General features: G+C 66.4%; 16 protein-coding genes. 10 read left to right on the top strand and 6 right to left on the bottom strand.

The annotated features are described in order from the left end of the window. Positions 1 to 10: 10 nt before the first annotated feature. Positions 11 to 1,033 (top strand): LacI family DNA-binding transcriptional regulator, encoded by a 1,023-nt coding sequence (locus QE397_RS11455; RefSeq protein ID WP_027503728.1) that lies wholly within the window; start codon positions 11 to 13, stop codon positions 1,031 to 1,033. Here QE397_RS11455 and QE397_RS11450 read toward each other — a convergent pair. Then, positions 992 to 2,233 carry an MFS transporter gene (locus tag QE397_RS11450; RefSeq protein WP_307093427.1) on the bottom strand — a complete coding sequence of 414 codons (1,242 nt, stop codon included), beginning with the start codon at positions 2,231 to 2,233 and terminating at the stop codon, positions 992 to 994. The two genes, QE397_RS11455 and QE397_RS11450, sit on opposite strands and share 42 nt — an antisense overlap. Positions 2,234 to 2,415: 182 nt before the next feature. Between QE397_RS11450 and QE397_RS11445 the strand changes: the two genes are divergently transcribed. Continuing rightward, positions 2,416 to 3,633: an acyl-CoA dehydrogenase family protein gene (locus tag QE397_RS11445; RefSeq protein ID WP_307093425.1), complete on the top strand. Its 1,218-nt coding sequence runs from the start codon at positions 2,416 to 2,418 to the stop codon at positions 3,631 to 3,633. A gap of 64 nt (positions 3,634 to 3,697) precedes the next feature. Here the strand turns inward: QE397_RS11445 and QE397_RS11440 are convergent, their stop codons facing one another. The 4 genes from QE397_RS11440 to sdhC are packed head-to-tail and all read right to left on the bottom strand — an operon-like array spanning position 3,698 to position 7,116. Next, entirely contained in the window at positions 3,698 to 4,480 is a 783-nt protein-coding gene (locus QE397_RS11440) for a succinate dehydrogenase iron-sulfur subunit (RefSeq protein WP_027503726.1), read from the bottom strand. Then, complete coding sequence (gene sdhA, locus QE397_RS11435; protein ID WP_027503725.1) at positions 4,480 to 6,231, bottom strand: succinate dehydrogenase flavoprotein subunit; 1,752 nt, start codon at positions 6,229 to 6,231, stop codon at positions 4,480 to 4,482. The genes QE397_RS11440 and sdhA overlap by 1 nt, the downstream gene beginning before the upstream one ends. A 12-nt stretch (positions 6,232 to 6,243) precedes the next feature. Beyond that, positions 6,244 to 6,705: a succinate dehydrogenase hydrophobic membrane anchor subunit gene (locus QE397_RS11430; RefSeq protein ID WP_027503724.1), complete on the bottom strand. Its 462-nt coding sequence runs from the start codon at positions 6,703 to 6,705 to the stop codon at positions 6,244 to 6,246. Between the two features lie 3 nt (positions 6,706 to 6,708). Further along, positions 6,709 to 7,116 (bottom strand): succinate dehydrogenase, cytochrome b556 subunit, encoded by a 408-nt coding sequence (gene sdhC / locus QE397_RS11425; protein ID WP_081821085.1) that lies wholly within the window; start codon positions 7,114 to 7,116, stop codon positions 6,709 to 6,711. Between the two features lie 252 nt (positions 7,117 to 7,368). Between sdhC and QE397_RS11420 the strand changes: the two genes are divergently transcribed. From QE397_RS11420 to QE397_RS11400, 5 genes are all read left to right on the top strand, one after another. Next, on the top strand, positions 7,369 to 7,803 hold the full coding sequence (locus tag QE397_RS11420; RefSeq protein WP_056447685.1) for a cytidine deaminase: 435 nt from the start codon (positions 7,369 to 7,371) through the stop codon (positions 7,801 to 7,803). Next, entirely contained in the window at positions 7,796 to 9,079 is a 1,284-nt protein-coding gene (locus QE397_RS11415; protein WP_307093420.1) for a thymidine phosphorylase, read from the top strand. The genes QE397_RS11420 and QE397_RS11415 overlap by 8 nt, the downstream gene beginning before the upstream one ends. 43 nt (positions 9,080 to 9,122) lie before the next feature. Further along, complete coding sequence (locus QE397_RS11410; RefSeq protein ID WP_307097519.1) at positions 9,123 to 10,580, top strand: ABC transporter permease subunit; 1,458 nt, start codon at positions 9,123 to 9,125, stop codon at positions 10,578 to 10,580. Then, complete coding sequence (locus QE397_RS11405; protein WP_056447689.1) at positions 10,577 to 11,353, top strand: amino acid ABC transporter ATP-binding protein; 777 nt, start codon at positions 10,577 to 10,579, stop codon at positions 11,351 to 11,353. Before QE397_RS11410 ends, QE397_RS11405 begins: the two co-directional genes overlap by 4 nt. 108 nt (positions 11,354 to 11,461) lie before the next feature. Beyond that, a complete protein-coding gene (locus QE397_RS11400; RefSeq protein ID WP_307097517.1) occupies positions 11,462 to 12,532 on the top strand; it encodes an adenosine deaminase in 1,071 nt (356 codons plus the stop codon). Between the two features lie 117 nt (positions 12,533 to 12,649). Here QE397_RS11400 and QE397_RS11395 read toward each other — a convergent pair whose 3' ends face one another. Further along, complete coding sequence (locus QE397_RS11395) at positions 12,650 to 13,243, bottom strand: hypothetical protein (protein WP_307093418.1); 594 nt, start codon at positions 13,241 to 13,243, stop codon at positions 12,650 to 12,652. A 776-nt stretch (positions 13,244 to 14,019) separates the two neighbouring features. Between QE397_RS11395 and QE397_RS11390 the strand changes: the two genes are divergently transcribed. From QE397_RS11390 to QE397_RS11380, 3 genes are all read left to right on the top strand, one after another. Next, positions 14,020 to 15,288, top strand: a complete 1,269-nt coding sequence (locus tag QE397_RS11390; RefSeq protein WP_307093416.1) for a hypothetical protein — start codon at positions 14,020 to 14,022, stop codon at positions 15,286 to 15,288. Positions 15,289 to 15,328: 40 nt separating this feature from the next. Then, a complete protein-coding gene (locus tag QE397_RS11385; RefSeq protein WP_307093414.1) occupies positions 15,329 to 16,552 on the top strand; it encodes a DUF4041 domain-containing protein in 1,224 nt (407 codons plus the stop codon). A 143-nt stretch (positions 16,553 to 16,695) separates the two neighbouring features. Further along, positions 16,696 to 17,025, top strand: a complete 330-nt coding sequence (locus QE397_RS11380) for a hypothetical protein (protein ID WP_285188720.1) — start codon at positions 16,696 to 16,698, stop codon at positions 17,023 to 17,025. The last annotated feature ends 242 nt before the right edge of the window (positions 17,026 to 17,267 follow it).

The raw sequence follows: 17,267 nt of genomic DNA, 5'->3' as shown, positions 1-17,267 counted from the left end.
GGACACTGCTGTGGGACATCGCTACAAAGTGCGGGAGATCGCGCAGCAGTCGGGCCTGAGCGAGGCGACCGTGGACCGGGTGCTGCACGAGCGGCCCGGTGTCCGGGAGGACACCCGAGCGGAGGTGCGCCAGGCCATCGCCGACCTCGACAAGCAGCGCACCCAGTTGCGGTTGTCGGGGCGCAAGTTCTTCGTCGACGTGGTCATGCAGGCACCCGAGCGGTTCTGTTCCCAGGTGCGGTCCGCCCTCGAGGCCGAGTTGCCGATGCTGTCACCGGCCGTGGTCCGGTCGCGGTTCCACTTCCGGGAGACGGAGTCGGTGCCCGCGATGCTCGAGACGCTCGACGGCATCCGCGCGCGCGGCTCGCACGGACTGATCGTCAAGGCGCCGGACGATCCGCAGGTGTCCGACGCGCTCGACGCCGTCGTGGCAGCCGGCATCCCGGTGGTGACCTACGTCAGCGACGTGCCGTCGAGCGCGCGCACCGCGTACGTGGGCATCGACGACGGCGCCGCCGGCGCCACCGCGGCGTACCTCGTCGATCAGTGGCTGGGGGAGTCGACGTCGAGCGTGCTGGTCACATTGAGCCACGACACGTTCCGCAACGAGGGTGAACGGGAGATCGGGTTCCGTCGGGCCCTGCGCCGCACGGCGTCCGGGGTGCCGCGGGCCGTGTTCGACATCGCCCGCAGCAGCGGACTCGACGACACGGTCGAGGACCTGGTGGTCGAGGCGTTGACGCAGCACCCCGACATCGAGGCGGTCTACTCCATCGGCGGCGGCAACGTCGCCACCGTGCGGGCCTTCGAGCGGGTGGGTCGTCGGTGCCGGGTGTTCATCGCCCACGACCTCGACGCGGACAACCGTCGGCTGCTGGCCGAGCGCTCCATCTCGGCTGTGCTGCACCATGATCTCCGTGCCGACGCGCGGTCGGCGTGCCGGTTGCTCATGCAGGCCGCCGGTGCCCTGGACGGTGTTCGGGACGAGCCGTCACCCGTGCACGTGGTCACTCCGCACAACACTCCCCGATGACGCGCTCCGGCCGAGGAGCCAGATGGCGAGTGCGGCGAGGGAGATCGCTGCCCCGGTGAGGCACAGCACCGCCCACCCACCGACGGAATAGCTGACGGACGCAGCGACGGAACCGAGGACGCCGCCGCCGAAGTAGCTCACCATGTACGCGGTGTTGAGACGGTTTCGCGCCGGCGGATCCAGGACGAACACGACGTTCTGATTGCTGATGTGCGCGCCCTGGGTGCCCAGGTCGAGAGCCATGATGCCGACGATCAGGACGACGACGGCCCACACGGCGGAGCTGCCCGATCCGAGGAAGAGCAGCGCCCAGCTGGCCAGCAGGATCGTCAGGCACAGCGTCGTCGCGCGCCCTCCGTGTCCCTTGTCGGTCATGCGCCCGGCGATGGGTGCCATCAACGCACCGGCGACCCCGGCGATGCCGAACAGGCCGATGACGGCGTCACCGTAGGAGAACGGCGGAGCCGCGAGCAGGAACGCGAGCCCGGTCCACAGCACCGAGAACGCGGCCATGAGGAGCGCGCCCAGAGCCATGCGCAACCGGAGCTCCCGGAGTTCGCGTACGAGCGTCAGGATGGAGCCGAGAATGCCGCGGTAGGTGTCGGTCACCACCGGGGTCGACACCGGGACGTACTTCCGCAGCACCACCGCGAGCAGGGCGATGGCCACGGCGGCCACCCCGTAGACCAACCGCCAGCCGCCCAGTTCGGACAGGAACCCACTGACGGTGCGGGCGAGCAGGATTCCGGTGAGCAGGCCGCTCATGACGGTGCCCACGGTGCGTCCGCGATCCTCCTCCGCGGCGAGGGCCGAGGCGAGCGGGACGATGACCATGGCGGCGGACGCTCCCACCCCGGCGAGGACGAGGGCGGCGGCGAGCATCGGGAAGCCGGGGGACACCACGGCGATGCCGTCCGCGACGGCGCAGATCAGGGCGGCGGTGACGATGAGGCGCCGCCGTTCGATCAGGTCGCCGAGCGGGACGAGGAACGCCAGACCGATGGCGTAGCCGATCTGCGCGGTGGTGACGAGGATCCCCGCCGTGCCCTCCTCGATGTCGAAGGAGCGGGCGATCGTGTCGAGCAGCGGTTGCGCGTAGTACAGATTCGCGACCAGGACACCGCAGGTGACGGCCAGCAGGAGGACCAGCCCGCGGCCGATGGTGGGTTCGGTCGTCGAGCTGCCCCCGGGTTCTGTCACCGCTCAACTATGGCCCCACCTCGTCGAGACCGCACAGCGGGGACTCCGGAGACCTCGAGAACACCTCGAGATCCGTTCGACGGGTTCGACTGATCTCGGGACAGTCGGGGTATCCGTGCAGCACGGTGACAGACACAGGCGTCACCCGACCACTCGCCGGACGACCGACACAGGAGCCGCACATGAGCAAGCACGAACCGCTGGGACCTCTCTCGAAGGGGTTCCTCGCCGCGGACATGTTCGGCTACCAGGGCATTCTGACGGACGAGGAGTCGGAGACGGTCGGGGTGGTGCGTCGCTTCCTCGAGGACGAGGTCGCCCCGCGCGCGAACGAGTTCTGGGAGAAGGCGGAGTCACCGGTCCATCTGCTCCCGCGCCTGGCCGATCTAGGAATCGTCGGTCTGGAGTACGAGTTCGACGGTCGCGCGCCCGCACGCAAGGTCTTCACCGGGTGGCTGGGCATGGAGTTCTCGCGGGTCGATCCGTCCACGGGCACCATGTTCACCGTCCACAGCGGGCTCGCGATGAGCAGCATCGCCATCCTGGGCTCGGACGAGCAGAAGGAGCTGTGGCTCCCGGCCATGCGCCGCATGGAGAAGATCGGCGCCTTCGGCCTGTCCGAGCCGCACGGCGGTTCCGACGTCGCCGGCGGGTTGGAGACCACGGCGCGGCTCGACGGCGACCACTGGATCCTCAACGGCAGCAAGCGGTGGATCGGCAACGCCACCTTCGCCGACCTGATCATCGTCTACGCGAAGGACGAGGCGGACGGTGAGGTGAAGGGCTTCGTCCTCGAGAAGGGCGACGACGGCTTCCCCGAGGGATTCCGTGCGGAGAAGATCGAGCGCAAGTACTCACTGCGCGCGGTCGAGAACGCGGATCTGTACTTCGAGGACTGCCGGGTGCCCGCCGCTAACAAGCTCGAGCACGCGAACTCGTTCGCCGACACCGCCAAGGTCCTGTCCCTCACCCGCGGCGGCGTCGCGTGGGGCGCGGTCGGAGTGATGATCGGTGCCTTCGAGAAGGCGGTGGCCTATGCACAGGAGCGCGAGCAGTTCGGGGCGCCCATCGCGTCGTTCCAGTTGATTTCGGACCTGATCGCGCGTATGGCCGGCAACATCACCGCGTGCCTCGGGATGGCACTGCGGGTATCGCAGCTGCAGGACTCCGGGGTGCAGCACGACGAGCACGCGGCACTGTCCAAGAGCTACACCACCACGCGACTGCGTGAGGTGGTGGGCTGGGCCCGAGAGATCATGGGCGGCAACGGCATCGTGCTCGACTACGACGTGATCCGTTACTTCACCGATGCCGAGGCGCTGTACTCGTACGAGGGCACGTCGCAGATGAACAACCTCATCGTCGGCAGGGGAGTGACGGGGTACTCGGCGTTCGTCTAGTCCGAAGCGCACGAGAGCCCGCTCCTGCAGTGCAGGAGCGGGCTCTCGTGGTGGTGCGCGAGGATCAGCGTGCGAAGAGCAGTGCGCGCTTGACTTCCTGGATCGCCTTCGTCACCTGGATGCCACGGGGGCACGCGTCGGTGCAGTTGAAGGTGGTGCGGCAGCGCCACACACCCTCGACGTCGTTGAGGATGTCCAGGCGCTCGGGAGCGCCCTCGTCACGGCTGTCGAAGATGAAGCGGTGTGCATTGACGATGGCGGCGGGACCGAAGTAGCTGCCGTCGTTCCAGTACACGGGGCACGAGGTGGTGCAGCACGCGCACAGGATGCACTTGGTGGTGTCGTCGAACCGCGCGCGGTCGGCGGCCGACTGGATGCGCTCACGCGTGGGCTCGTTGCCGGACGTCATCAGGTAGGGCTTGACGGCACGGAACGCGTCGAAGAACGGCTCCATGTTCACGATGAGGTCCTTCTCCACGGGCAGACCGCGGATGGGCTCGATCGTGATGGTGAGGGACTTCGAGGAGTCCTTCGGGAGCATGTCGCGCATCAGGACCTTGCAGGCCAGGCGGTTGACACCGTTGACACGGACCGCGTCGCTGCCGCACACGCCGTGCGCGCACGAGCGGCGGAACGAGAACGTGCCGTCCAGGTAGTTCTTCACGTACAGCATCAGGTTGAGAAGACGGTCGGTCGGCAGGGTGGGGACCTGAAAGCTGTCCCAGTGCGAACCCTTGTCGTCCTCCGGGTTGAAGCGAGCGATCTTCAGTGTGACCATCACTGCTTCGTCCGGAACCGCAGGCAGACCGCCCTTGTCTTCGGACTTGTCGATAGCGGGTGCGCTCATCAGTACTTACGCTCCATCGGCTCGTAGCGGGTCTGCACCACGGGCTTGTAGTCGAGGCGGATATCGGAGAGCAGACCCTCGCCCACCTTGTACGCCATGGTGTGGCGCATGAAGTTGACGTCGTCGCGCTCCGGGTAGTCCTCGCGGGCGTGTCCGCCGCGAGTCTCCTTGCGGTTGAGAGCACCGGCGACGGTGACCTCCGCCATCTCCAGCAGGAAGCCGAGCTCGACGGCCTCGAGCAGGTCGCTGTTGTAGCGCTTGCCCTTGTCCTGCACGGTGATCCGGCCGTAGCGCTCCTTCAGTCCCTGGATGTCGCTCAGGGCCTGCTTGAGGGTGTCCTCGGTACGGAAGACGGACGCGTTGTTGTCCATCGACTGCTGCAGCTCGGTGCGGATGGTCGCGACCTTCTCGTTGCCGTGATCCGAGAGGATGAGTTCGAGCCATTCCTCGACCATCTTCTGCGGAGCCTCGGGCAGCGGGGTGAAGTCGACGCTGTTGGCGTGCTCGGCGGCAGCGATGCCGGCGCGACGGCCGAACACGTTGATGTCGAGCAGCGAGTTGGTGCCGAGACGGTTGGAGCCGTGCACGGACACGCAGGCGCACTCGCCGGCGGCGAAGAGGCCGGGAACGACGTCGTCGTTGTTGCGGAGCACCTCACCGCGGATCTTGGTGGGGATGCCGCCCATGACGTAGTGGCACGTCGGGTACACGGGCACCAGCTCGGTGACCGGGTCGACGCCCAGGTACGTGCGGGAGAACTCCGTGATGTCCGGGAGCTTCTCCTCGAGGACGTCGGCGCCGAGGTGGGTCACGTCGATGTAGACGTAGTCCTTGTTCGGTCCGGCACCGCGACCCTCGAGCACCTCGAGCACCATCGAGCGGGCGACGATGTCGCGCGGCGCGAGGTCCTTGATGGTGGGGGCGTAGCGCTCCATGAAGCGTTCACCGTCCGCGTTGCGGAGGATTCCGCCCTCACCGCGCACGGCCTCGGAGATGAGGATGCCCAGTCCGGCGAGGCCGGTCGGGTGGAACTGGTGGAACTCCATGTCCTCGAGCGGCAGGCCCTTGCGGAAGATGATGCTCATGCCGTCACCGGTGAGGGTGTGGGCGTTCGAGGTGGTCTTGTAGATACGACCCGAACCGCCGGTGGCGAACACGATCGACTTCGCGTGGAACACGTGCAGCTCGCCGGTGGCCAGCTCGTAGGCGATGACGCCGGTGGCCACGGGGCCCTCGTCGGTCTCCGTCAGCGCGATGTCCAGTGCGTAGAACTCGTTGAAGAACTCCACGTCGTGCTTGACGCACTGCTGGTACAGCGTCTGGAGGATCATGTGACCGGTGCGGTCGGCGGCGTAACACGCACGGCGCACGGGCGCCTTGCCGTGGTCACGGGTGTGCCCGCCGAAGCGACGCTGGTCGATCTTGCCCTCGGGCGTGCGGTTGAACGGCAGGCCCATCTTCTCGAGGTCGAGGACCGCGTCGATGGCCTCCTTCGCCATGATCTCGGCAGCGTCCTGGTCGACCAGGTAGTCGCCGCCCTTGATCGTGTCGAAGGTGTGCCACTCCCAGTTGTCCTCCTCGACGTTGGCGAGGGCAGCACACATGCCGCCCTGAGCCGCGCCGGTGTGGCTGCGAGTGGGGTAGAGCTTCGTGAGCACCGCGGTGCGGGCGCGCGGACCGGCCTCGATCGCCGCGCGCATACCTGCACCACCGGCACCGACGATCAGTACGTCGTAACGATGTTCCTGCATGTGCACTCTCCCCTAGCTGGCGGTGATGTTGGGGTCGAACGTGAAGATGACATACGTGCCCAGACCCATGATGAGGATCATCGAGAGCACCAGAAGCGTGGTGAGCCAGAACCGCGTGGAGTCCTTGCGCGAGTAGTCGGCGATGACGGTCCGCAGACCGTTGCCGCCGTGCAGCTGCGCCAACCAGAGCATCGTCAGGTCCCACACCTGCCAGAACGGGCTCGACCAGCGGCCGGCCACGAAGGCGAAGTTGATGCGGTGAACACCGTCGTCGAGCAGCAACATGATGGACATGTGGCCGAGGACGAGGACGACGAGCGCGAGTCCGGAGAAGCGCATGAACAGCCATGCGTAGAGCTCGAAGTTGCCGCGGTTCTTCCGGCGCGGTGAGCGCGGATTGTCGAGGCTGGCGGGACGGTCGTGAGACGTTCCCAGCGTGCGTGCCTGCTTGGCACCTGCGTCGGTGGTCGCCATGGCTCAGTGCCCCCCGGTGAAGGTGTTGTAGAGGATGCGTGCCGCGCCCGGGATCATGACGACGAACCAGATGCCCAGGATGACCCACAGCATGAGGCGCTGGTACTGGGTTCCCTTCGACCAGAAGTCGACGAGCATGACTCGGATGCCGTTGAGTGCGTGGTAGAGCACCGCGGCCACCAGGCCGAGCTCCATCAGGCCGACGATCGGCGTCTTGTACGTGTCGATCACGTCGTTGTACGCCTGGGGATCGACGCGGACGAGCGCCGTGTCCAGGACGTGCACGAACAGGAAGAAGAACGTGACGACACCGGTGATCCGGTGCAGAACCCAGGACCACATGCCAGGGTCTCCGCGGTACAGAGACCGCGTGCGCTCCCGCGTCGGGGCGGCTTCGGTCGTGCTAGCCATCGAGTGCAGTGCCTCCAACATCATTGATGGACGCGACGAGCGAAGACGCCCGGAGAGTTACCGGAGAAATCCAGCTCGATCGTGTGTGTGAAACGACTTCTTCGAACTCTAATCCCATGCTCGGACACGCACTAATTCGCGTTGGGCCTGGCGTTTCCCTGCCGACCGGAAGTTAGGTTTGCCTGTCCAATGACCTGGTGGGTCGCTCGGAGTTGCCTGCAGTGGCAGCTTCGACGTGACAGGATCGCCCTCATGCCGGAAGTCGACTGGAAATCCTTGCGCGACAGTGCTCGTGAGGCTATGACCCACGCCTACGCGCCCTATTCGAACTACCCCGTGGGGGCCGCTGCGACAGTGGACGACGGACGCATCGTCGCCGGATGCAATGTGGAAAATGTCTCATACGGTCTCGGGCTCTGCGCCGAGTGCGGACTGGTGTCTGCGCTGAATGCGAGCGGCGGCGGACGCCTGATCGCGTTCTCGTGCTGCGACAGTCGAGGCTCGATCCTGCTGCCGTGCGGCCGTTGTCGGCAGCTTCTGTTCGAGTTCGGCGGAGGCGATCTGCTGATCGACACGGCGTCGGGTGTGCGTCCACTGAGCGACCTCCTCCCCGAGGCGTTCGGCCCCGACGATCTCGCCGCCGGGCAGGTCTCGAGCACCGCCGAGAAGGCGGTGACCGATGCCTGATGCCGTATCGGTGATAGCCACCAAACGCGATGGCCACACCCTTTCTTCGGACCAGATCTCGTGGATGGTCGACGCGTACACCCGTGGCGACGTGGCGGACGAGCAGATGTCGGCCCTCACGATGGCCATTCTGCTGCGCGGCATGACACGCGTGGAGATCCGTCAGTGGACCGACGCGATGATCGCCTCGGGCAGCCGCATGGACTTCTCGTCCATCTCGCGTCCCACCGTCGACAAGCACTCCACGGGCGGTATCGGGGACAAGATCACGCTCCCGCTCGCACCCCTCGTCGCGGCGTGCGGTGCGGCGGTGCCGCAGCTGTCGGGACGCGGTCTCGGCTACACCGGCGGCACGCTGGACAAGCTGGAGTCCATTCCGGGCTGGCGGGCCGATCTCACGGCCGACGAGATGACCCGACTCCTCGACGATCCTGCTGTCGGCGCCGTCATCTGTGCCGCGGGTGCGGATCTGGCCCCGGCGGACAAGAAGCTCTACGCCCTGCGTGACGTCACCGGCACCGTCGAGTCGATCCCGATGATCGCCGCGTCGATCATGAGCAAGAAGATCGCCGAGGGGACGGGCGCACTGGTCCTGGACGTGAAGTGCGGATCGGGTGCGTTCATGAAGTCGCTGGATCAGGCGCGCGAGCTCGCCGCGACGATGGTCGAGCTCGGCACCGACTCGGGCGTCAAAACGGTCGCCCTGGTCACCGACATGTCCACCCCGCTCGGCCTCACCGCCGGCAACGCTCTCGAGGTGCAGGAATCCCTCGACGTCCTGGCCGGCGGCGGCCCCGCGGACGTCGTCGAGCTGACTCTCGCGCTGGCGCGCGAGATGGTCGCGGCCGCCGGACTCGACGGTGTCGATCCGTCCGACAAACTGCGCGACGGCACGGCCATGGACCGGTGGCGGGCGATGATCGCCGGACAGGGTGGCGATCCCGATGCGCCGCTGCCCGTGGCACGACATACTCACGACGTCGTGGCCGACCGCGACGGCGTGGTCACCCGTGTGGACGCCATGGCGGTGGGTATCGCTGCCTGGCGGCTGGGTGCCGGGCGCGAGCGGCAGGGCCAGCAGGTCCAGGCAGGAGCAGGGGTGCGCATGCATGTCAGACCGGGAGAGCGGGTGTCCGCCGGGAGTGTGGTCTTCACGCTGCACACGGACACCCCGGAACGGTTCGACGGTGCGCTCGAGGCACTGACGGACGGATGGGCCGTCGGCGACGACGCTCCTGCCGTCTCGCCGCTGATCCTGGATCGGATCGGTACGTAGTGTGACGCGCGCTCGGTGGTTCCTCGTCACGCTGGTGGGGGTGATGCTCGCGATCCTGCTGGGCGCGTGCGGGTCGTCCTCGGACGAGCCGTTGATCGACACGGTCACCGACAACGGTGTGCTCGTGGTCGGCACGGAGGGCACGTACAGCCCCTTCAGTTTCCAGGGGTCCGACGGTGACCTGACGGGGTACGACATCGACGTCGTCCGCGCGGTCGGGGAGAAACTCGGCGTACGCGTCGAGTTCGTCCAGACGCCGTTCGACTCGATCTTCGCCGGTCTCGAGTCCGGCCGGTTCGACCTCATCGCCAACCAGGTGACCGTCAACGACGAACGGCAGGCCAAGTACGACCTCTCGCGGCCGTACACCGTCTCCGAGGGCGAGATCGTCGCGCGGGCCGGGGACACGTCGATCACCTCGCTGGCGGATCTGGCCGGCCGGACCACGGCGCAGTCGTCGACGAGCAACTGGGCCGAGGTGGCCACCGACGCAGGCGCTCAGGTGCAGGCCGTCGAGGGATTCGTCCAGGCGGTGACGCTGGTCAAGGACGGCCGTGTCGACGCCACCGTCAACGACTCGCTCGCCATCGCCGAGTACTTCGCGCAGACCGGGGACACGGGTGTCGCCGTCGCCGCCCAGACCGGGGACACCAGCCTGCAGGCCTTCGCCGCCCGCAAGGACAGCGGTCTGATGGAGCAGGTGAACACCGCGCTGGCGGAGCTGCAGGACGACGGCACGCTGGCGGCGGCCTCGCAGCGCTACTTCGGGTCCGACGTCGCGGTGCCGGATCCGCAGACCGCCGCGGCCACCGCCCCCACCGCCGAGGCCGGGGCCACCGAATCGACTCAGGAACTGATCACCCGCAACCTGGTGCCGATGCTGAAGGCCACCGTCACCACGACGTTGCCGCTCACCGCGATCAGCTTCGTCATCGGTCTCGCGATCGCGCTGGCCGTGGCACTGGCCCGGATCTCGTCGATCCGACCCCTGTCGCTGCTCGCGCGCTTCTACGTCTCGATCGTCCGCGGCACGCCGTTGCTGCTGCAGCTGTTCATCGTGTTCTACGCGTTGCCGCAGTTCGGGGTGGTCATCTCGCCGTTCCCGGCGGCGGTGGTGGCGTTCAGCATCAACGTCGGTGGGTACGCGGCCGAGATCGTGCGGGCGGCCATTCTCGGCGTGCCCAAGGGCCAGTGGGAGGCGGCCGAGACCATCGGCATGGGGTACCGCACCACGCTGCAGCGCATCGTCCTGCCGCAGGCGCTGCGCACCGCGGTGCCGCCGTTGTCCAACACGTTGATCTCGTTGGTGAAGGACACATCACTGGCGTCCACGATCCTGGTCACCGAGCTGCTCCGCGTGGCGCAGCTCGCGGCGGCCCCCACCTTCGACTTCTTCGCGCTCTACTCGGTGGCCGCGGTGTACTACTGGATCATCTGCATCGTCCTGTCCTCCGTGCAGGGCAGACTCGAGACCCGACTGGACAGGTACGTGGCGCGATGACCGAGAAGCCCTTGATCGAGGCGACGGGACTGCGGAAGTCGTTTGGCGACAACCACGTCCTGCAGGGAGTCGACTTCACCGCCGACCGCGGCACGGTCACCGTCGTCGTGGGTCCGTCGGGCTCCGGCAAGACCACGCTGCTGCGCGGGCTCAACGCGCTCGACCCGGTGGACTCCGGCACCGTGCGCATCGGCGACGTGTCCGCGGACTTCGGTGAGCTGGCGTCGGCTCCGCGTGGCCGCGTCCGGTCGGCGACGGCAGCGCTGCGTGCACAGAGCGGCATGGTGTTCCAGAGCCACAACCTGTTCCCGCACAAGACGGTGCTGCAGAACGTCGTCGAGGGTCCCGTGATCGTGCAGAAGCACCCGCGGGCGGAGGCCGAGGCGGCGGGCAGGGAACTGCTCGCGCAGGTCGGTCTCACCGGCAAGGAGGACCAGTACCCGTTCCAGCTGTCGGGTGGCCAGCAGCAACGCGTCGGGATCGCCCGTGCACTCGCCCTGGCGCCCGAGCTCATGCTGTTCGACGAGCCCACCTCGGCGCTCGATCCCGAGCTCGTCGGCGAGGTGCTGTCGGTCATGAAGAACCTCGCGAGCGAGGGCTGGACCATGGTCGTGGTCACTCACGAGATCCGGTTCGCGCAGCAGGTGGCCGACCAGGTGCTGTTCGTCGACGGGGGAGTCGTGGTCGAGAGAGGCACCCCCACCGATGTGCTGACGCACCCGGCGCAGGAGAGGACGCAACAGTTCCTCAAACGCATCCTCGACCCGCTGTAGGCGAGGGGCGCGAGGCGCGGCCGCGAACACTACAGTCGGGACATGGATGACGATCTGACGGTTGCTCCGGACAGCGCGGCACGACTGAGCGGTCCGGCACCCCTGGACATGCAGAACATCGCCCGCGCGCCGAAGGCGTTGTTGCACGACCATCTCGACGGCGGGCTCCGGCCGTCGACCGTGCTGGAACTGGCGAGCGAGTGCGGGTACGACGGGCTTCCCGCGTCGGACGCGGAGAGTCTCGGCCGGTGGTTCCGCGACGCCGCCGACAGCGGCTCGCTGGAGCTGTATCTCGAGACGTTCGCGCACACCGTCGCCGTCATGCAGACGGCCGAGGGCCTGCAGCGCGTGGCGCGCGAGTGCGCCGAGGATCTGGCCGCCGACGGTGTCGTCTACGCCGAGGTGCGCTACGCGCCCGAGCAGCACCTGGAGAAGGGGCTGACACTGGACGAGGTGGTCGAGCACACCCTGGAAGGGTTCCGCCAGGGCGAGAGCGCCGCCCGTGCGGCCGGTCGACCCATCGTCATCGGATGCCTCCTCACCGCGATGCGGCACGCCGCCCGTTCCCGCGAGATCGCCGAACTGGCGGTCCGGTACCGCGACCAGGGTGTCGCGGGCTTCGACATCGCAGGCAAGGAAGCGGGCTTCCCCCCGAGCCGGCACCTCGACGCGTTCGAGTACATGCGTACGAACAACGCGCACTTCACCATTCACGCCGGCGAGGCGTTCGGCCTGCCTTCCATCCACGAAGCGATCGCGTTCTGTGGCACGGACCGGTTGGGCCACGGTGTGCGCATCGTCGACGACATCACCACGAACGCCGACGGCGCCCGCGAACTCGGTCAGCTCGCGAACTACGTGCGAGACAAGCGCATTCCGCTGGAACTGTGCCCCAGCTCCAACGTCCAGACGGGCGCCGTGGCCAGCATCGAGGAGCACCCCTTCGACATTCTGGCCCGCTTACGGTTCCGCGTCACCGTGAACACGGACAACCGGTTGATGAGCGACACCTCGATGAGCAAGGAGATGTACCGGCTCGCCACGGCCTTCGGCTACGGGTGGTCCGACCTCGAGCGGTTCATCATCAATGCGCTGAAGTCGTCGTTCCTGCCGTTCGATCAGAGGTTGGCGTTGATCGACGACGTCGTGAAGCCGGGGTATCGGGTGTTGTTGGGGTAGCGGTCGTCCGCGTAGCGCTCCGCTGAGAGGAGCACGCGACGCTCCCCTCGAATGGCATGGTGATTGCCCTCGATCTTCGGGGCGTATCCGCATCGGCGATTGACCGTGAATGGTTTCTCATCCATCGAAGTTCTCGCACAGTGGCCCGGTGATATATCCGTCCTCGCAGCCGTTCCTGGTCTGAATGTCACCGCTGGTGGGTTCTTGTCCGCACGCGATACCGCAGCGTTCATATCCGTTGACCACGCCGTCTCCGTTGCGGTCTTCTTCTGCGATGTAGGGGAACCCGCCACCGGGATTTGGATTGATCGGCTCATCGCTGATACAAGCGGGGTCGGACGATGACGCCGTGCCGTCGGTGTATACGGCTGTCTCGGGGTAATCGCAGTACCAAAGGATCTTCTCGACGGGAGGTACATAGGTGTCGCACGTGCTTTCGTAACCAGTCGTTCCATCCGAATACAGCGCGGTGCCGGATTGATACAGGCTTAGATCACCGCATTCGAAGGTGATCGGTGCCGGCGCAGGATCGGCGGGAGTCTCTGAGCTGATCGGCGCGACTGTTGTCGGCGCAACTGTGGTCGACGGGACGGCGGTCGAGGTCGTGGGTGTCGTGGTGGTCGTCGTGGGTTCTTCGGAGCTGCAGGATGAGAGCCCGGCTGTGCTGAGCAGGGCGACGGCGGCGAGGGCAATAGCGAGTTTCATGGTCACTCTCGAGGTTGAGGCAATGCTGGCTGCGGTGGTTGAGCGGGAAGAAGTATTCGTCGACCTATCGCGTGGACCCTGCGGTATGTTTCATCATGCTCGGAGGGCTTTCGTCTGGACCAGCGGCGACTCGAATGGTCACCGACAGCCCATTCACGCCGAACAGAGGATAGGTCGATTCGTGAGACGCGTACTCGGTGCGATCACCGTGGCAACGATTGCCGTGGTCGTCACCTCATGTGGCAGCGGCCGGACGACCGTCCATTCGGAGATCAGTTCGACCGTGGCGACCACCGCGTTCAGTACGCCTGCACTGACGGCGCTTCCGACCACATCCGGGCCAGCTGTGCCCAGCTCTCCTCCGCCAGTGGCACTCTCGTCCGAGTCGGCCAGCATTGTGGGGTGTCAGGCCGGAGATGACCCAGTCGAGACGACATGGTCGGACGGCTCGGTCACGGGATCCAGCGAATATTGCCAGAAGGTCCGAGGCGAATTCGTGCGCGGCCAAGACGCTCCGGAGTCGGGCCCGACCGAGTTCACGTGCGAGTCCGGGTACGCGTGCGGCATCACGGAGGCAGACGGCGTCGTGTGTGACCTCTACGGATGCCGATCGACACGGACTGGCTGACCCGAGCGGAGAATGCTCATCACGAATCAACGCATAACCGACTCGACTTGTGGCAGCACGTGGTGCCGCCCGCACCACACGTCCACCGGCTCACGCTTCGCGCGGTGCGTCGAGACCGACCTGAAGCACTATCCCGCAACGATGAGGACCTCACATGGCGAAACGACGCGGATTCTTCGCGGAGATTCAACACCAGAACCGACTTCGGGAACAGCGTGAACGGCAGCAGCAGCGCGCCACCGCCCAAGCGCACGCCCGAGCGACGCGCGAAGCGGAACGTTCGAGGAAGGAGTGGGAACGCAATAGAGCAGCGGACGCCCGCCGCGCCGCCGCCCTCACTGCGGCGCAGATCAAGGAGCAGGCGCGCCTGCACGTCCAGGCGCGTCAGGCCGAGGTCGACCTGCTCAACGCCACCCTGGCGCAGCAGCTCGAGGACATCGACGCAATTCTCGCCGCCACGCTCGAGGTGGACGATTACGTGGATCTGGCCTCGCTGCGGCAGCCGGTGCAGCACCCGCCGTTCTCCCGCCCCGACCTGACCCAGCCCGCGCCGCCCCCCTTACCTCCGCCGTTGTCTCCGGAACCGGTCTACGTCGAACCCGCTGCTCCCGCGCGCATCGGGGCCGTGCTGGGTGGCAAGAAGAAGCACGCCGCTGCCATCGAAGCGGCGCAGGCGCAGTACTGGGAACACCGCCGACAGTGGGAGCAGTACGCCAGCGAGCACCACGCTGCGCACCAGCAGGCCGAGACTGCGCACCGGGAACGTGAGACGCAGCGGTTGAACGCTCTGGCCGCCGCCCAGTCACAGTACGAGGCGGAGTGCGCACAACGGCGCACCGAGATCCTGGCAGCCAACGTGCGCCTCGAGAAGCTCATGACAGGCCTGCAGGAGCGCGAGCCTGCGGCGCTGGAGGAGTACGTGTCCATCGTGCTTGCAAACTCCGCCTACCCGGAGTGCTTCGAGGTCGAACTCGACTTCGCGTTCGACGGTGCGGCGGGGGAACTCACTCTCACCGTGCACGTTCCGCACCCGGACGCGCTGCCAACCGAGAAGGCCTTCAAGTACACCAAGGCGAGCGACTCGATCACCAGCACTCCTCTGCCGGTCAAGGCCCGCAAGGACCGCTACGCGACGGCGGTGTGTCAGGTCGCTCTGCGCACCGCGCATGAGATCTTCGAAGCCGACCGGGACGGCATCGTGGCGACATTGTCGATGACCGTCGGTGTGGACGCCGTCGACCCGGCAACGGGGCGGGACCACTTCGTCGAGCTGGTCCAGTTGGCCACTGACAGAGCGAGCTTCGAAGTCCTTGACCTCGGCCGGGTCGACGCGAGGGCGACGCTGGACCACCTCCGGGCTGGTGTCTCCAAGAACCCGCACGACCTGGTCCCGGTCAGCAACTCCCGAGGAGTTCGAGGATGACGAGAGCCTGTATCGACGCTCGGTCCGAGAGGTGCAGGGCATGACCGACGATGCCGGCGCAGATGTCATCCGGGCACTTCGAGGCACACTGGTGGCGAAGGAACGCGAACTGCACTCCCTGCAGGACCAACTCGCGGCGGCCACTCGCGAACGCGACGAGGCCGTGCGGACCGCGTCGACACCGCCCCCGACGCCCATGCCCGCGGCCGTGTCCACGGCATCACCGGGCGTCGTCGAGACCGACGACCGCGTCGTTCTGCAAGAAGTAGGCATCTACACCTACCAACACCCCCTGCAGAACGCCGAGCATTACCGCGAACGGCTGGCCGATGTGCGCGACCGGATCAAGCAGTCCGTGATCTCCACCGCGGCCGTCGAAGCGTCAGACATGTTCTCCTTCAACAACTCCCTCGCCAAGGGTCGCAAAATGACGGCGGATCTGTCGAAGTTGATGCTCCGCGCGTACAACGCCGAGGCGGAGAACTGCGTGCGGACCCTCAAGGCGGGCAACCTCGCCACCGCCGTCAACCGCTTGGAGAAGGCGGCCGCCACGATCGCCAAGCTCGGAGCGATGATGGAGATGCACGTCTCCGACGACTATCACCGGCTCCGGGTGACGGAACTCGAACTCACCGCGGACTATCTGATGAAGGTCCAAGAAGAGAAGCTCGCGCAACGCGAGGAGCGGGAGCGGCTACGGGAGGAACGCAAGGTCGAGCAGGAACTCGCCGCGCAACGGGAGAAGCTCGACAAGGAACGCTCGCACTATCAGAACGTGGCCGATTCAATGGTGGACCGCGACGACGACGAGGCCCGGCGTGTGCGGAAAAGACTGGCGGATCTGGAGTCGGCGATCGAGCAGAACGACTACCGCCGCGCCAACATTCGAGCCGGATACGTCTATGTGATCAGCAACCAGGGTGCATTCGGTCCGGACGTGGTGAAGATCGGCATGACCCGGAGGCTTGAACCGATGGATCGAGTCCGCGAGCTCGGCAGCGCCTCGGTGCCGTTCCCGTTCGACGTGCACGCGCTGTACTTCTCCGACGACGCCGTCGCCCTGGAAGCATCGCTGCACAATGCTTTTTCGGACCGCCGACTGAACCACGCGAATCTGCGACGGGAGTACTTTTTCGCGCGCCCGTCGGAGGTGAGGACCGTTCTCGCGCAACAGGTGGGAAACCTGATGGAGTACACCGATGAGCCGGAATCGACTCAGTATTACCAAAGCCGCGGCCGATGGCCTGCGGTTGACATTCGGTGATCAACGGCAAAATCTACGATCGGCACAAAAGAGCGGACAGCTCGCATAACACCCATCCACGAGAGAGTCGAGATGGCGGTGCGTCAACAGTAGATACGTTGTGCGCACGGTGGCTGTGGATCCGACGGAAGCAGGTAGGTGCGATGAGCGAGAAGATGCGCAGCCGGCTACTTACTTCCGTGATGTTGCTCGTTGCACTGGTCGTTGCCCTGCTCATGGCCCTGTATCCCTTTTACGGGACAGTGACCTGGTTCATCGATCCACCGCCCACGCTCTACATCGCGGGCACCGGGTACGCGTTGGTATCGTCCTCGCCAGCCACCACGAGCCTGCCGCCGACCGTGGCGTGGATCGCTGACCATCACATGTGGCCACTCTGGTACGACATCTTCACCCCACGAGACGGCGCCGGGCCATCAGTCTTTCTGCGCTGGAGGGATGGCCTGTACTACGCGTATACGACGCGCGGATGACCGCTGCGGCAACCGTCGAGACTGCCTCTGACGTGGTTGTTTTGGACTCCGCAACGAGTCGGTGTCAGTTTCCCCGCAAGCTGCTGATCCAGTGCATTCGACTCGTTGATAGATCTCGTTCACCGTCCCGCTTCTGAGGGAACAGCAGGCGCACGAGCGCGGGCACCTCGAAGTCGTGAGGCATCGGACCGGCGCCCCGCGTACGCAGAGACGTCACCGCAACACCTTGGGCTTGGGGTGAA

The organism is Rhodococcus sp. SORGH_AS_0301 (assembly GCF_030818285.1).
GTDB lineage: Bacteria > Actinomycetota > Actinomycetes > Mycobacteriales > Mycobacteriaceae > Rhodococcoides.
This window is presented reverse-complemented; position numbering and strand designations above follow the sequence as displayed.

Excerpts from the sequence above, each read along its gene's own strand:
- QE397_RS11440 (WP_027503726.1), bottom strand. The coding sequence starts at position 4,480 with ATGAGCGCACCCGCTATCGACAAGTCCGAAGACAAGGGCGGTCTGCCT.
- QE397_RS11445 (WP_307093425.1), top strand. The coding sequence starts at position 2,416 with ATGAGCAAGCACGAACCGCTGGGACCTCTCTCGAAGGGGTTCCTCGCC.
- QE397_RS11400 (WP_307097517.1), top strand. The coding sequence starts at position 11,462 with ATGCAGAACATCGCCCGCGCGCCGAAGGCGTTGTTGCACGACCATCTC.
- sdhC (WP_081821085.1), bottom strand. The coding sequence starts at position 7,116 with ATGGCTAGCACGACCGAAGCCGCCCCGACGCGGGAGCGCACGCGGTCT.
- QE397_RS11430 (WP_027503724.1), bottom strand. The coding sequence starts at position 6,705 with ATGGCGACCACCGACGCAGGTGCCAAGCAGGCACGCACGCTGGGAACG.
- QE397_RS11380 (WP_285188720.1), top strand. The coding sequence starts at position 16,696 with ATGAGCGAGAAGATGCGCAGCCGGCTACTTACTTCCGTGATGTTGCTC.
- sdhA (WP_027503725.1), bottom strand. The coding sequence starts at position 6,231 with ATGCAGGAACATCGTTACGACGTACTGATCGTCGGTGCCGGTGGTGCA.
- QE397_RS11385 (WP_307093414.1), top strand. The coding sequence starts at position 15,329 with ATGACCGACGATGCCGGCGCAGATGTCATCCGGGCACTTCGAGGCACA.
- QE397_RS11410 (WP_307097519.1), top strand. The coding sequence starts at position 9,123 with ATGCTCGCGATCCTGCTGGGCGCGTGCGGGTCGTCCTCGGACGAGCCG.
- QE397_RS11390 (WP_307093416.1), top strand. The coding sequence starts at position 14,020 with ATGGCGAAACGACGCGGATTCTTCGCGGAGATTCAACACCAGAACCGA.
- QE397_RS11420 (WP_056447685.1), top strand. The coding sequence starts at position 7,369 with ATGCCGGAAGTCGACTGGAAATCCTTGCGCGACAGTGCTCGTGAGGCT.
- QE397_RS11415 (WP_307093420.1), top strand. The coding sequence starts at position 7,796 with ATGCCTGATGCCGTATCGGTGATAGCCACCAAACGCGATGGCCACACC.
- QE397_RS11405 (WP_056447689.1), top strand. The coding sequence starts at position 10,577 with ATGACCGAGAAGCCCTTGATCGAGGCGACGGGACTGCGGAAGTCGTTT.